A 14,528-nucleotide genomic window follows, 5' to 3' on the forward strand; every position below is an offset into this window, starting at 1 on the left:
ATGAAATGAAGAATTATAACGATATAAAGAAGTATAGGTATTTTTGTGGACCCGATCCATTGGGTGCTGTTACTATAATGAATTGTTCAGGGGGAATACCGATTTGAGAATCCATATTATGAACCTGCAAGACGGAGACCGTCTGACTGCGGATACATTCAGCGATGCAGGGTTACACGTTCTCGGGAAGGGAACTGTGATCAAAGGTGAGGATATCTCCTTGCTTATGCAGCACCGTGTAGATTATGTAGATATTGAATCACGCGAAGAGGAAATCACTGAAGCAGAATTTTTTGCTGCAGCCGCAAAGCATGCTTCCGGGATAAGTACGAAGGAAGAACCGCCTGAAGAAGAGCTGAAGTCCCAATTTATTCAGACAGTACATAATTATCAAAATGCTTTTCTCGAAGCTCTGACCGTTGGCAAGTTCAACGCCACCATGGTGGATGACGCACTGCAGCCGATGGTTGAGGGACTGGATGAGCAGAAAGATGTGGTTCATCTCCTGATGATGCTGGAGCGGGATGACGTCAATAACTATACACATTCAATCCAGGTAGGATTGTTGTCCTTCTATCTCGCGAACTGGCTTGGATATTCTCAGAAGGAAAGTTATCAGATTAGTCGTGGTGGCTATCTGCATGACATTGGAAAGTGCAAAGTATCCCACCGGATTCGGAACAAAACAGAACCGTTGACAGCAGACGAGCAGCTTGAAATGCAGCGTCACACCATATATGGTCATGAAATTATCAAAAATTCGATGACAGATGAAGCGACAGCACTGGTTGCTCTACAGCATCACGAGCGGGAAGATGGGTCTGGTTATCCGATGCAGCTTGAGAAAGGTGAGATTCATCCGTACACCCAGATTGTATCTGTGGCCGATATCTACATCGGCATGAGATCCGGCAACCACGGAGGAAGCAATCCAAACCTGATCAACAACCTTAGAGATATCTATGCCATGGGATTTGGTAAATTGAATGAAAAGCCGGTTCAGGCATTGATGCAACATTTACTTCCTAATTTCATCGGCAAACAGGTGCTGCTGAGCAATGGAGAAAAAGGTGTTATTGTCATGAACAATACATCTGATATTTTCAAACCGCTCATCAAAGTGGAGTCTGAAGAATATCGTGATCTCTCCAAAGAGCGTACGCTTGCCATTGATGAATTACTTATTTAAGATCGATAGTCATTGCTATTCTACCAATACAAGTAAGACGGGTTTCCTGTACTAAGACAGGGGACCCGTTTTTTGTTATATCATCCTTGATGTGTTGTTCGACCAAGGAAGCAAGCGTATACTTTGCAAAGACTTTATTTTGACTTTATAGGAGCGATCGCATGATTGAAGTGAAAACCGAGATTACGATACATGCCTCGATTGAACGGTGCTTTGACGCTGCCCGGGATATTGATGTACATACTCAGACCGTCTGGAAACATACGAGAGAGCGAGCAGTCGCAGGAGTAACCACAGGAAGAATTGGAGCAGGGGATACAGTTACATTTCAGGCTACTCATTTTGGTGTCAGACAGAAGCTGAAGTCCCGAATCGTGCAGTTTGAACGACCTTTCCTCTTTGTGGATCAGATGGAGAAAGGGACTTTCAAGAGCATGCGGCATGAACATCATTTTAGCGTATGCGGAGAACAGCTGACTTGCATGAGAGATACGCTGCGGTTTGAGGCGCCACTTGGATTGCTGGGTTGGGCAACGGAGCGACTCTGGCATTTCTGGAGAGTCGCAATCGTAAACTCAAAGAGATACTTGAGCAGCAGCCGGAATTAAACGGATAAAGGAGAGAAAACGTTTGATGGATAATGAATTTTATGTAGGTTGGGGCACCCTTGCCTTGATTAATGCCGGACTGGCACAGGGAAAAAACAGAAGTGGTCTGAACTGGTTTCTGATTTCCCTGTTATTTGGTCCGTTAGCAACCCTCTTTATTGTGGTGTGGAATAAACTGGACTAACTCAAAGTTACAGATTCCGATGCATATAACGATCGATCATCCAGAACAGAAGTGCGGTTGCACTAACACCCGCACCTAACCAGCATACAGCTGTCCAGCCCGCCCATGCATACACTTGGGTAGAAACGATGGAGCCGGTTGCACTGCCGATGGAATAAAAGATCATATAAGCTGCCGTCAGGCGGCTCTGTGCTTCGGGGCGAACTTCGTAGATCAGGCTCTGGTTGGTAACATGTACGGCCTGCACGGCGAGATCGAGTAGGATAACACCCAGGATCAGGAACCACAAAGAGTGATGGACATAACCGATGGGCAGCCAGGACAAGAGCAGAATGACAAGAGAGACGCCGGTTGTTTTTTGCCCAAGGCCCCTATCGGCGAGTTTACCTGCACGGGCAGCAGCCAGTGCTCCAGCCGCTCCTGCGAGACCAAATGCACCTATGACCGTATGAGACAGGGACAGTGGAGGGCTACTTAGTGGCAGTACCATGGAAGTCCACAAGATGCTGAAGGCTGTAAAAATCAGCATGGCCAGCACACCTCGTACTCGTAACACACGCAACTCACGGTACAGTTGCAAGACGGAGCCGAGTAATTGGATATAGCTTTGTTTTACTTGTGGGGATTGTTGCCTTGGGAGAACAAAAAATAAGGCGACAATTCCGAGTAATGTAAGGCTGGCAGAGAAGAGATATACCGATCTCCAGCCGAGCCAATCGTTCAGCGTACCTGCAACCGTTCGTGCAAGTAAAATGCCGATGACGATTCCGCTGGTTACCTGTCCGACAATGCGGCCACGTTCTGAAGGGGCTGCCAAGTATGCAGCAAAGGCAACCAATGTTTGCGTAATGACGGCTAATAAACCAACGACCGCCATCCCCATGAATAAAAGGGAACTGGACTGTGCAGTTCCTACGAGAATCAGTGCAAGCACGGATAAGAGCATTTGAATGATGATCAGCTTACGGCGATTTAAGAGGTCACCAAGTGGAACGAGAAGGAACAGCCCCAGGGCATAACATATTTGAGTTACTGTGATGACAATGCCTATGGATGATGTAGAGATACCGAACTCCTGGGCAATGGAGTCCAGCAAAGGCTGAGCATAATAGATATTGGCTACCGCGAGTCCGCTGCACACGGCAAAGAGTAGAGCAACTAACCGTGACATAGCGGGACGATCTTGGTTGGATAACTGTGCATCTGAAGAAGAAGTTTGCATAAATGGATTTCACCTTTCTGTTATGTACTGATTGGTATGATATGTTTCCGCATAACCATACTTTATTTGCTTGAATTCTGTCAACTGAGATTTAGTGAGTTTTAAAATTCATTGAATCACGCTGTGTATCTGGAAAAATTTACTTCTGTATTAATTAGCTTTGACTTCTTACTTGGGATGAGATTACAATATAATAAATACTGATCGATACATAAAGAGGTGGACTGTGTGGTTAGACAACGGGAATTTGATACGGATAAAGCACTCGATGCAGCGATGCACACGTTTTGGGATAAGGGGTTCGAGGCGGCATCTTTGAGTGATTTGACGACTGCAATGGGCATTCAACGTCCCAGTCTGTATGCAGCCTTTGGGGATAAAAAGGAATTATTCGAAACAACGCTTCGACGGTATACCACTCAGCATGCGGCTCAAGTCAGAGCCAGACTTCAACAGGGCTCCTCCGTGCGGGAAGCCTTTCGTGGATTGTTTGAACATATAGGAGCAGAGGGAAGTATAAACGAGCCCAGTCACGGCTGTTTTTGCATTAATACGATGGTTGAGCTGGCTCCACATGATCCCAAATTCGCTGTCCTTACACGGGAGCATCAGATGTATCTGGGTGTTCTTTTCAAAGAAACGATAGAACGAGGGCAACAGAGCGGGGAGTTGTCTACTGACATGAACGCGAGTGCGGTCGCACAGTCTCTGGTTGTATCCATGATTGGATTAACTGTATTGATGAAATCAGGACCGGACCGCTTGTTTGTAGAGCAGAGCATCCAGGTTACACTATCTTTGTTACAGTAATCGGAATGATACTTTTGAAAGTGATGCGGAGTTGCTACAATATATATAAATTGAACTTAACATTTACACAAAACGGAGAGGACAGAAATAAGCTGAGGAAGCGGAGCGTTCGCCTAAAAGCTTTCTGGAAGAAAGCTACATCGGAAGCATAAGCTTATCCCCGGATTTTTCCTTTATAAAAAGGAATCGAAGAAAATCTGGGGATAACAGCGATCAGAAGGTTGTTCTGTCATTGGAGTGACCAGTGTAAATATTCTTTAGTTTAATTTATATAGACAAGAATTGAGCAGATAAAGGAGGAGATCAGGAATGAATGCGAAGTTGCGCTGTGCCGTTTTGGATGACTATCAGAACGTTGCGCTGACGTCAGCGGACTGGAGTCCGTTGATGGATCGGGTGGAGATTCAGACATTCAATAACTATATGGGCTCAGAAGAGAAAGTCTTTCAGGAATTGCAGGATTTCGATATGGTGGTCCTTATGCGGGAACGTACACCGTTTCCGGAGAAGGTCATTTCTCAGCTCCCCCGGCTAAAACTTCTGATTTCAAGCGGTATGCGCAATGCGTCCATAGACCTCAGGGCTGCAGAGCAGCACGGAGTCATTGTGTGTGGAACGGAGGGAAGCTCCAATCCACCAACAGAACTTACCTGGGCTCTTATTCTGGGACTGTCCAGACAGCTGGTTACAGAAAATAATGCACTTCGCTCCAATCGAAACTGGCAGAGCACATTAGGATTGGATCTGCATGGAAGAACACTTGGATTACTCGGTTTGGGCAAAATAGGTACTCGTATGGCTGAGATCGCACAAGCATTCGGCATGAATGTGATCGCCTGGAGCGAGAATCTGACACCAGAAAAAGCCGAAAAACATGGAGTGATCTGGTCCGAGACCAAGGAGCAACTCCTTGCACAGAGCGACATCGTATCCATTCATCTGGTATTAAGTGATCGTACGCGTAATCTGATCGGACAAGCTGAATTTCAACAAATGAAATCTAGTGCGCTATTCATCAATACGTCGCGAGCGGGCATTGTCGATCAGGAAGCTATGGTGGAGGCGTTGCAGAGTGGTGTGATTGCTGGTGCAGGTCTGGATGTATATGAGCAGGAACCGTTACCGGTTAACCATGTGATGCGAACATTGCCCAACGTCCTGGCAACACCGCATCTGGGTTATGTGACTCGTGGCAATTATGAGATCTATTATAATCACACCGTGGAGAACGTAGAGATGTTTCTGAAGGGAACACCGATCAGGCAACTGCTTCCTTAGAATAAATGTGTGCTGAATAACGGCACATCAGTTATAAATATATGAACTCAACGACAATTAAGGTGTTGCCAGGATCGGATTATCCCTGAGCAACACCTTTTTAATGTATCCGTATAGAAGAAGAACTGAAGAGATTGCCACAGCCGTAGCCGTAAAGTATTCCATCCCACTCACCAAGTTTACGTGTGCGGTCCTGGCGAAGAAGAACGGATCGTGGTAACACTTGATTCACGAACAATTAAGCGCGGTTCAAATTGAATGTGCTCGTAATCGGTCGTGTTCATCTCCCGAATTCGTTTTAACAATAACTCGGTAGCGAGCCTGGCAACTTCTTCCCCCATGATGGACACAGAACTAATCTGTGGAGACGAGACAGTGGTCCATTGATTATTATCCACGCCTACCACAGCCACATCCTCGGGTACACGAATCCCTAACTCCTTGAAGCGATTAACCAATCCGATGGCGACCATGTCATTAATGGCATAGACTGCATCTGGCATATGCGTAAGACCATAGAAATAATCTGCAGCATTGGCGCCGGTGTTCAGTGAAAAGTCCTCACCAAAATATACAAGAGAGATATCCACATGGCCTACGGCTTGCTCATAAGCGCGGAAGCGTTCTTCAATAATGTCCTTCGGAGCTCCGGCATATGCGATTCGAGTCCGGCCGATTTTGAACAGATGTTCCATCACCAATTTGCCTTCTGGTTGAGACAAAGAGACGATATCTGCCTTCATGCCCGGTTCCAGTTTCTTCCCGTAATTAATCATGGAGATGGGGAGAGGGGCTTTATCAATGAGTCCGGGCAACGTTTTGGGATAAGCCAGGGGCATGAAGATCAGTCCATCCACATGCAGTTTTTTTACATTGCGAATGGTTTCCAGTTCGGTTCGAGCATTGCCCGCTGTATTGATCTGCACAACATGGTATCCATGCTGCTTCGCCGTTTGCTCCACTGACCAGGAAATTTCCGGAATGATGGCGTTACGTATGTCGGGTACAACGAGTGCAATCTGGTGGGTTTGCCGGATTTTCAGACTCTGTGCGGAGGTGTTGGGTACAAATCCTAGTTCTTCAATAGCTTGCATCACCTTATCCCGTGTTTTACTACTGATGCCTTCTGAATTGTTGATGGCCCGGGATACAGTAGCGATGCCCACGCCAGCACGTTCTGCCACATCCTTGATCGTAAGTTTCTGTTCTTTACTCAATGTATGGTTACCTCACTTTATCGGAAACGATTCCGAATTATCGGGATATGTATGCATTTCACGATGGTTTTATATCTTGATTATAACATTTGAGTTATGAAGTATCTTCTGCAAGGATCAGATTTATGCCGAGGCCTGATTAAATTTCAATCGGTCTGCAATAATATTTGCCGTGAATATATGTTAAGAAGATGGATTGCATCGTTTGCAATACCGTTAAGATAACTTTAATTAAAGTTAAGCATTCTAAAGTGAACTCGATATGATCACGAAATAGACATATTAATGGGGAAATATGTTTGACAGCGTATCTCAAATGTGACATATTTAATTTACGGAAACGTTTCCGATTGTATCAAAACTTATGATCTGGGAGATGAAACAAATGAAAGCATTACGCTGGCATGGAGTCAAAGATTTACGTCTCGAAAATATTAATGAACCTCATCCTGAAGAAGGTAAGGTCAAAATAAAAGTGGAATGGTGCGGAATCTGCGGCAGTGATTTGCACGAGTATACAGCAGGTCCGATCTTCATTCCGGCTCAAGCTCCGCATCCGCTAACAGGGGAGCAAGCACCTATAGTTATGGGGCATGAATTCTCAGGACAGGTGGTTGAAGTAGGGGAAGGCGTTACACGTTTCAAGGCAGGCGATCGTGTTGTGGTAGAACCAATCTATGCCTGTGGACACTGCGAAGCTTGTAAACAGGGCAGATACAATCTGTGCGATCAGATGGGTTTCCTTGGACTCGCTGGAGGCGGCGGAGGTTTCTCCGAGTATGTAACTGCTAAAGAAAACATGGTACATGCCATACCGGATTCAATCTCGTATGAGCAAGGTGCGTTGGTTGAACCTTCAGCTGTAGCACTTCACGCCGTGCGCCAAAGCAAACTGAAAGTGGGCGATACGGCAGCAGTGTTTGGCGCAGGTCCAATCGGACTACTGGTCATTGAAGCGCTGAAAGCTTCGGGAGCGTCGGATATTTATGTTGTGGAGTTGTCGGATGAGCGGAAAGCAAAAGCCGAAGAACTCGGTGCCATTGTGATTGATCCAATGCAGTTTAATGTAGTGGAAGAGATCCATCAACGTACTCAAGGCGGCGTGAACGTAGCCTATGAAGTAACGGGTGTTCCCCGTGTATTGCAACAAGCCATTGATTCAACGCGCATTGGCGGTGAACTGATGATCGTTAGCATTTTCGAACAGGAAGCGCCGATTCACCCGAACTCGATTGTCATGAAAGAACGTACGGTCAATGGCATTATTGGTTATCGTGATGTTTTCCCGGCGGTTATCAGTCTGATGGATAAAGGTTTCTTCCCGGCAGACAAGCTGGTGACCAAACGAATTTTGTTGGATGAAGTGGTAGAGCATGGATTTGAAGCACTGTTGAAAGAGAAAAATCAGGTTAAGATTCTGGTGAAAGCAGAATAGCATTCACAGGCAGTAAGAACGAGTAGACAACACATCAACAGATGTGATTGTCTACTTTTTTTGTATAAATAGGGCGGAATTTATTGCATGTACGGGTGGTTTTACATAGTATGAAAAGATACAATTTGTATCATCTTGGTGTGAAGGTAATGATCATGAAAAGATGAAGGAGGAAGCGGACATGCAGAGACATACAAAATGGACAGTCGTAATTTTGACCATTGTCGCAGGAATGAGCTGGATGCTTATGGGGAACTCCAAACCGAAAAACACCACGTCAACGAGTCAACCCCCTGCGACGGAACGTGGGCTTGCCAAGGTGTCGAATGCACCGATCAGTTCACCGGATGTAACATCGAAGATCGAACTGCTAGGCAGACCTTTTACCAAAACACCATATGCTAATAACGTCTGGGACATGCAACTGTACAACGGCAAAATATATTTGGGCCACGGAAATAGCAGCAATCTGGGCGTAGCGCCGAATTCAGGCCCTATTCCAGTCATTTATTTTGATACAGCGAATGCGAAATTCAAGACCCAATCGGTGACTAACAGCAATTCGGGCATTATGCCATCGCCGAAGATGTATGTGGATGAGGAACAGATTGACATTTACAGAGTGCTGAACGACAAGTTATATATCCCTGGCAATGATTCGGATAGTGAGAAGTGGGAACTGGGCAACTTCTATCGTTTGGATGGAGAGGTGTGGACCAAATATCGTAATCTTCCACTCGGTGTGCACGTATATGATTTGGCCTCTTATCAGGGCAAGATGTTTGCCGCGCTGGGTACGGACTCCAAACCAACCATATTAATCTCTCATAATGAAGGTGAAACTTGGCAGAAATATGCGACGATCAATACCTTTGGCTTCCGGGCCTATACCATGTTCCATCTTAATGGCAAGTTATATGCCTCTGGCATGATGTATCCAGCCAATAAAATATGGAATGACAAAACCAATATCCTGGAGATTAACGAAAAGCTTGAGAAACGGGATGTTGTCATCTACGGTAGCAAAATGCTGCCAGGACTCACTTATCAATCGGGTACAATTCCTTATAATAAAATAGGTAAAAATGTTAACTTAAATAACAAGTTGCTCTATATAGCGGGAGGCGTGTTCAATGATGGGCAGCTGCTGCCCAAATCCTTGAATGTCATGACCGACATTAATCAGGCAAGACGAGTTAATCTTCCAGATGCCAAGGCGCTTCCGACGGATGTACTGTTACGGGACGGCAAGGTGTATGTACTCACGTACACACGTCAAAGTGCCAATCTGTATATCAACCGGGTTTACCAATCAACGGATCTGACTACATGGAATGAGATTTTGCGCTTTAACCAGGATACGTATGCCAAGTCATTCGAAGAGAATGAAGGTGACTTCTACTTCGGTCTCGGTACGGACCCCGATGTGCTGTCTACTTCTTCAGGAAAATTACTTCGAGTGAACCGCAGTGATATCCCGGTGAATGCTAATTAAATTGGAAGGAAGATTATGGATTATATACTATGCCACATCCACATTATTGGTGACCGGGAAAACACCTGAAGATGTAGTAGAGTGCAGGAAAGACTGCTTCGGTAGTGTGCTCAAACAGGGGCTGCCATATGGTAGCTCTCTTTTTTGTCTATAAGATTAGTATGAACGCCCAACTTCAAAAATTTGAAAATAAAATTAAGAAGCTATAAAATAGATAGAGAATTAACGTTAACCAGACAGCTGGATTACATCTGTTACTTTATACAAAAGCATGTCGCATTTCGTGTAAATGCGGAGTTTCATACTTCCAATTGCAAAGGAGCAATATACCATGAACGTACCTTCAGCATTATTTAAACCCTTCACCTCGGACAAGCTAACACTGTCTAACCGAATCGTTATGGCACCCATGACACGTGGATTCTCACCAGAGGGCGTACCTGGACCAGAAGTTGTGGAATATTACCGCCGCAGAGCAGCAGGTGGAGTGGGGCTTATCATTACGGAAGGTACAGGCATTAATCATCCGTCCTCCGTTAGTGGGGCGAGTATTCCATTGTTCCATGGTGAAGATTCTCTGCAAGGATGGGCTAACGTCGTGAAAGCAGTACATGAAGCGGGTGGCAAAATCATGCCACAACTGTGGCATGTGGGTACAGCTCGTCGTTCCGGCGACTTGCCTAATGCAGAAGCTGAGCCGGTAAGTCCTTCAGGGGTTAGCATGGCAGGTGAACCATCACGTGAACCATTAACGGAAGATGAGATTCAAGGTCTTGTTCAGGCATTTGCCCAAGCGGCAGCGGATGCAAAGCGAATCGGATTTGATGGAATTGAGCTGCACGGAGCCCATGGATACCTGATTGACCAATTCTTCTGGGAGCAGACGAATCGACGGACGGACAAGTATGGTGGTGATTTGGTACGGCGAACCCAATTTGCGGTTGAAGTGATTGAAGCTTGCCGTGCGGAGGTTGGTCCTGATTTCCCAATTGTGCTCCGGTTCTCCCAATGGAAGATGGGGAATTATGAGGCACGTCTGGTGGAGACGCCAGAACAATTGGAGCAATTCCTGGCACCACTCAGTGCTGCTGGCGTGGATATATTCCATTGCTCTACACGCCGGTTCTGGTTACCGGAATTCGAAGGTTCCGAGCTGAACCTTGCGGGTTGGACGAAAAAATTAACGGGTAAACCAGCTATTTCGGTTGGATCGGTAGGTCTTGAAGCTGAATTTGTGGATAGAGCAATCGAGAACCAGGGAACAGGGGATGCCCATCTGGATCTATTGAATGAGAAGCTGGAGAATAATGAATTTGACTTGATCGCCTTGGGTCGCGTTCTGCTTAGTGATCCCGAATGGCCTGCCAAAGTTCGTGAAGGTCGCATATCCGAAATCATTCCATTTACAACGGAAGTGTTGCAAACACTCCATTAATAGAAGGGTAAGAACGTTTGGCGAAAGATGACCCAACCCTGAACGACAACGATTTACAATGAAAAATGAAACAAAAACGAACAAATGAGCCGCCTTTGGGCGGCTTTTTGATCTACCTATAAGGATAATTTCAACATATGAAAAATTCACAATAGAAAAGCATTTTCTGCACCGTTACTCCTTTCCATCGTCCGCATACATCACACACGCGCCTGGTCACAACACCATTAAGTTCCACATCTCAGGTCCCAGAGCAACCACTTTTTTTGCCGCTTAAGTGTCTGAACAACGATTTGATCTTCAGAAGCGCTCATTTTGAAAATCATTCACCTTGTGATAAGGTTAGGCCTGAACCTTTAGATTACCAAGACGACACTACATAAGGAGGATGAATATCCTTGTACAACTATAGGTACAACTCGAACAATAAATGGAGAAAACCACTGCATATGATATGTCTTCTGCTGGGGATCGTTCTGCTTTTATCGGCATGTGGCCAAGCACAGAAACCTTCCTCCGCAACGGACTCGAACACTGGCACGAACGCAGGGCAGCCATCCTCATCGCCGGAGCAGAATACCGTTCCACTGCAGGAAGAAGTGCAGGAGGAAGCCGATCCGGTACAGGAACAGCTCCGTTCATTAACGTTGGAAGAGAAGATTGGACAGATGATACTCGCTGGTGTTCAGGGGACAACGCTGGATGATCAAGCCAAACAGATGATTACGGATCAGAAGGTAGGGGGCATTATTTTCTATGCCAACAATGTAACAACACTTGAGGGGACAGCCAAGTTTGTGCAATCCATTAAGGAAACGAATCAGTCCAACCCGGTACCGATCTTCATGAGTGTGGATCAGGAGGGCGGCAAAGTCAGTCGTATGCCGGAGACGGTGGAATCCATTCCTTCCAGTGGAAAAGTAGGCGAGACGAATGATAGCGCGCTTGCTGAAACGATGGGGGAATTGCTGGCCAGACAAGTTCAGCTTGCGGGTTTTAATGTGGATTTTGCTCCTGTGCTGGATGTAAACAGTAACCCGAAGAACCCGGTGATCGGAGATCGTTCATTCGGCAGCTCGGCAGAACTGGTGTCACGTATGGGGATTGCTGAGATGAAAGGTCTGCGGAGTGAAGGCATTATCCCGGTAGTGAAACATTTTCCGGGTCATGGTGATACGTCCGTGGACTCCCATCTCGATCTGCCTGTCGTGAATAAAACGGAAAAACAACTGGCTGAGCTTGAATGGATTCCGTTCCAGGCCGCAGTGAAGGAGCAGGTAGAGGCGGTCATGGTTGCACACATTTTGTTCCCGAAGCTTGATCCGGATCATCCGGCTTCCTTATCCAATGTCATTATTGGTGAACATTTGCGTGGAAAATTCAAGTATGACGGTGTCGTCATCACAGATGACCTGAGTATGGGAGCAATCGCGAAGAACTTCAAGTTGGAAGACGCTGCCCTGGCAACCGTAAAAGCAGGAAGTGACATTCTATTGGTAGCTCACAGTTATGAAAGTGCCAAGACGATTTTTGATACACTGATGAGTGCAGTGGAGTCAGGTGAGATCTCTGAGTCTCGAATCGATGAAAGTGTACGTCGCATCCTGACATTGAAGCAACAATACAAGTTATCGGATGATCAGAAAGCTTCCGGAGACCTGAAGCAATTGAATGCAGATATTGTGGATTGGCGTAAGCAAATCGATGCTAGATAATAAATCCTGTGTTATGATTTTGCCAGAGGTGAGATCCAATAATGTATACCATTATGATAATAGAGGATGATCCCAAGATTGCGGGATTATTGAAATCACATATTGAACGCTACGGGGACCGGGCCGTTCTGGTCGAGGATTTTGAGATGATTGTGCAACAGTTTGAGCAGGTGCAGCCACATGTGGTACTTCTGGATATCAACTTGCCCAGTTACGATGGTTTCTATTGGTGCCGCCAGATTCGTACGCTGTCCACATGCCCCATTTTGTTTATCTCCGCGCGGAGTGGGAAGATGGATCAGGTCATGGCACTGGAGAATGGGGCGGATGATTATATCACGAAGCCATTTGAGCATGAGATTGTTATAGCCAAAATTCGTAGTCAGCTGCGCCGGGTATATGGGGATTATGCTGCACGTGACGAAGAACGCAAGGTGGAACTGGACGGCTTGGTCGTGTACTTGGAAAGACTGGAGATTCAGCTTGGTGATCGCAAAGTGCAGCTGACGAAGAAGGAAACGATTCTGCTGGAAACGTTACTGCGCCGCAGTCCCAAGCTGGTGAGCAGAGAGACAATCTTGGAGAAGCTGTGGGATGACTCTTTTGTGGATGACAATACACTCAGCGTTAACGTTACTCGGGTGCGTAAGCGATTAGCCGAGCTTGGTATTACGGATGCACTGGAAACGGTCAGAGGTTCGGGTTACCGATTGAACAATAACTGGAAAGCTTCTTCTCCATCATGAGATTGTTTATACGAGAACATCTCGCTTTAACGTGCTGGGTTGTTGCCATCTTGTTCACCGTTGTTGCAGTGTTCTGGTATGACGGTTACAACGATTGGGTCACGGCTGCTTATGCCGTAACGCTGGGATTATTTTTATACATCGGATATTTGGTGTATCGTTATTATTCACATCGCTCCTTTTATACCCGGATGTCACGATCGATGGATTCGCTGAAGGAATTTGTACCATTGAACGAAACAAGTCCTTTATCACTGGCACTGGAGAAGCTGCTGGATTCACAATACGGGCAGTATCATGCTCATCTGCATCGGCTGGAACAGCGGCAGCAAGAATATCTGACGTTCATGAATCAGTGGGTACATCAGATGAAGACACCGCTATCCGTCATTGAGTTGACCGTGGAAGATCAGGAGGATGACGATCCTCGGCTCATCAGCATTCGGGAGGAAGCGGACCAGATGAGACGAGGTTTGGAGACTGTGCTGTATGTGGCCCGCTTGGATACCTTCGAACAGGATTTTAGTGTTGAACCTGTGATACTGAAGACCGCTGGGGAAGAGGCGATCCATGAGCTCAAGCGATTCTTCATCCGCAATCACGTCTATCCAGAGATGCATATAGATTCTGCGCTGGTTGTACAATCCGATGCCAAGTGGATTCGTTTTGTCTTGGTACAGTTACTGTCGAACGCAATCAAGTACTCTGCGGGCAGCGGGCAAAAAATTCATCTGCGTGCGTATGAAGCGGAACGCTCTATCATGCTGGAAGTGCAGGATCAAGGCATTGGTATTCCGAAGTCTGATCTGAATCGGGTATTCCAGCCTTTCTTCACCGGGGAGAACGGGCGGCATTTCAAAGAGTCCACAGGCATGGGGCTGTATATTGCTAAAGAAGTACTGATGCGAATGAATCATCGGATTGATCTTGAATCCGTGTACGGCGAAGGAACGACTGTCCGAATTACATTCAACTCCTGAAGTGACAGATTGAAGGTAAGATTGGGACATGAGGTGTGTATTTTGTTGAAGAAGTATGAGTGTGAGTATAAGTTAAAATATAAGTATAGACGTCTATTGCCTGATCGGGGCGAAGGCGTCTTTTTGCTTTCCATGATGCAACCTTACAACATTGTCATGTTGATGAAAGGTTAAACCATAGGAGAATGGCCGAAACTTCGATAGACTGTAGTCA

General features: G+C 46.0%; 13 protein-coding genes. 11 read left to right on the forward strand and 2 right to left on the reverse strand.

The window, feature by feature from the left end; genetic code table 11:
* Window positions 1-103 precede the first annotated feature (103 nt).
* From AC1S8V_RS12995 to AC1S8V_RS13005, 3 genes are all read left to right on the forward strand, one after another.
* Window positions 104-1,189 (forward strand): HD-GYP domain-containing protein, encoded by a 1,086-nt coding sequence (locus AC1S8V_RS12995; protein WP_482073928.1) that lies wholly within the window; start codon window positions 104-106, stop codon window positions 1,187-1,189.
* Window positions 1,190-1,350: 161 nt separating this feature from the next.
* Entirely contained in the window at window positions 1,351-1,797 is a 447-nt protein-coding gene (locus AC1S8V_RS13000; RefSeq protein WP_482073929.1) for an SRPBCC family protein, read from the forward strand.
* Between the two features lie 25 nt (window positions 1,798-1,822).
* Window positions 1,823-1,981 carry a hypothetical protein gene (locus tag AC1S8V_RS13005; RefSeq protein ID WP_482073930.1) on the forward strand — a complete coding sequence of 53 codons (159 nt, stop codon included), beginning with the start codon at window positions 1,823-1,825 and terminating at the stop codon, window positions 1,979-1,981.
* Window positions 1,982-1,988: 7 nt separating this feature from the next.
* Here the strand turns inward: AC1S8V_RS13005 and AC1S8V_RS13010 are convergent, their stop codons facing one another.
* Window positions 1,989-3,203 (reverse strand): MFS transporter, encoded by a 1,215-nt coding sequence (locus AC1S8V_RS13010; protein ID WP_482073931.1) that lies wholly within the window; start codon window positions 3,201-3,203, stop codon window positions 1,989-1,991.
* A 228-nt stretch (window positions 3,204-3,431) separates the two neighbouring features.
* Between AC1S8V_RS13010 and AC1S8V_RS13015 the strand changes: the two genes are divergently transcribed.
* Both AC1S8V_RS13015 and AC1S8V_RS13020 read left to right on the forward strand, forming a co-directional pair.
* Window positions 3,432-4,013, forward strand: a complete 582-nt coding sequence (locus AC1S8V_RS13015) for a TetR/AcrR family transcriptional regulator (protein WP_482073932.1) — start codon at window positions 3,432-3,434, stop codon at window positions 4,011-4,013.
* Window positions 4,014-4,322: 309 nt separating this feature from the next.
* Window positions 4,323-5,291 (forward strand): D-2-hydroxyacid dehydrogenase family protein, encoded by a 969-nt coding sequence (locus tag AC1S8V_RS13020; protein ID WP_482073933.1) that lies wholly within the window; start codon window positions 4,323-4,325, stop codon window positions 5,289-5,291.
* Between the two features lie 179 nt (window positions 5,292-5,470).
* On the opposite strand, the gene AC1S8V_RS13025 is transcribed toward AC1S8V_RS13020, so the two are convergent.
* The gene (locus tag AC1S8V_RS13025) at window positions 5,471-6,508 is read right to left on the reverse strand and encodes a LacI family DNA-binding transcriptional regulator (RefSeq protein WP_482073934.1); all 1,038 of its coding nucleotides are present in this window, start codon (window positions 6,506-6,508) and stop codon (window positions 5,471-5,473) included.
* Window positions 6,509-6,893: 385 nt separating this feature from the next.
* Here AC1S8V_RS13025 and AC1S8V_RS13030 point away from each other — a divergent pair, with 385 nt between their 5' ends.
* From AC1S8V_RS13030 to AC1S8V_RS13055, 6 genes are all read left to right on the forward strand, one after another.
* On the forward strand, window positions 6,894-7,943 hold the full coding sequence (locus AC1S8V_RS13030) for a 2,3-butanediol dehydrogenase (protein ID WP_482073935.1): 1,050 nt from the start codon (window positions 6,894-6,896) through the stop codon (window positions 7,941-7,943).
* Window positions 7,944-8,124: 181 nt separating this feature from the next.
* Window positions 8,125-9,438 carry a hypothetical protein gene (locus tag AC1S8V_RS13035; RefSeq protein ID WP_482073936.1) on the forward strand — a complete coding sequence of 438 codons (1,314 nt, stop codon included), beginning with the start codon at window positions 8,125-8,127 and terminating at the stop codon, window positions 9,436-9,438.
* 331 nt (window positions 9,439-9,769) lie between these two features.
* Entirely contained in the window at window positions 9,770-10,873 is a 1,104-nt protein-coding gene (locus tag AC1S8V_RS13040) for an NADH:flavin oxidoreductase (protein ID WP_482073937.1), read from the forward strand.
* A gap of 398 nt (window positions 10,874-11,271) precedes the next feature.
* Window positions 11,272-12,588, forward strand: a complete 1,317-nt coding sequence (gene nagZ / locus AC1S8V_RS13045; protein ID WP_482073938.1) for a beta-N-acetylhexosaminidase — start codon at window positions 11,272-11,274, stop codon at window positions 12,586-12,588.
* Window positions 12,589-12,629: 41 nt separating this feature from the next.
* Window positions 12,630-13,334, forward strand: a complete 705-nt coding sequence (locus tag AC1S8V_RS13050) for a response regulator transcription factor (protein WP_091031246.1) — start codon at window positions 12,630-12,632, stop codon at window positions 13,332-13,334.
* The gene (locus tag AC1S8V_RS13055; protein ID WP_482073939.1) at window positions 13,331-14,314 is read left to right on the forward strand and encodes a sensor histidine kinase; all 984 of its coding nucleotides are present in this window, start codon (window positions 13,331-13,333) and stop codon (window positions 14,312-14,314) included. The genes AC1S8V_RS13050 and AC1S8V_RS13055 overlap by 4 nt, the downstream gene beginning before the upstream one ends.
* The last annotated feature ends 214 nt before the right edge of the window (window positions 14,315-14,528 follow it).

The sequence above is a fragment of the Paenibacillus sp. B46(2026) genome (assembly GCF_056786355.1).

What these genes read in the sequence shown, in the direction of transcription:
- AC1S8V_RS13000 (WP_482073929.1), top strand. Translation starts at nt 1,351, where the DNA reads ATGATTGAAGTGAAAACCGAGATTACGATACATGCCTCGATTGAACGG.
- AC1S8V_RS13005 (WP_482073930.1), top strand. Translation starts at nt 1,823, where the DNA reads ATGGATAATGAATTTTATGTAGGTTGGGGCACCCTTGCCTTGATTAAT.
- AC1S8V_RS13010 (WP_482073931.1), bottom strand. Translation starts at nt 3,203, where the DNA reads ATGCAAACTTCTTCTTCAGATGCACAGTTATCCAACCAAGATCGTCCC.
- AC1S8V_RS13020 (WP_482073933.1), top strand. Translation starts at nt 4,323, where the DNA reads ATGAATGCGAAGTTGCGCTGTGCCGTTTTGGATGACTATCAGAACGTT.
- AC1S8V_RS13030 (WP_482073935.1), top strand. Translation starts at nt 6,894, where the DNA reads ATGAAAGCATTACGCTGGCATGGAGTCAAAGATTTACGTCTCGAAAAT.
- AC1S8V_RS13035 (WP_482073936.1), top strand. Translation starts at nt 8,125, where the DNA reads ATGCAGAGACATACAAAATGGACAGTCGTAATTTTGACCATTGTCGCA.
- AC1S8V_RS13040 (WP_482073937.1), top strand. Translation starts at nt 9,770, where the DNA reads ATGAACGTACCTTCAGCATTATTTAAACCCTTCACCTCGGACAAGCTA.
- AC1S8V_RS13050 (WP_091031246.1), top strand. Translation starts at nt 12,630, where the DNA reads ATGTATACCATTATGATAATAGAGGATGATCCCAAGATTGCGGGATTA.
- AC1S8V_RS13055 (WP_482073939.1), top strand. Translation starts at nt 13,331, where the DNA reads ATGAGATTGTTTATACGAGAACATCTCGCTTTAACGTGCTGGGTTGTT.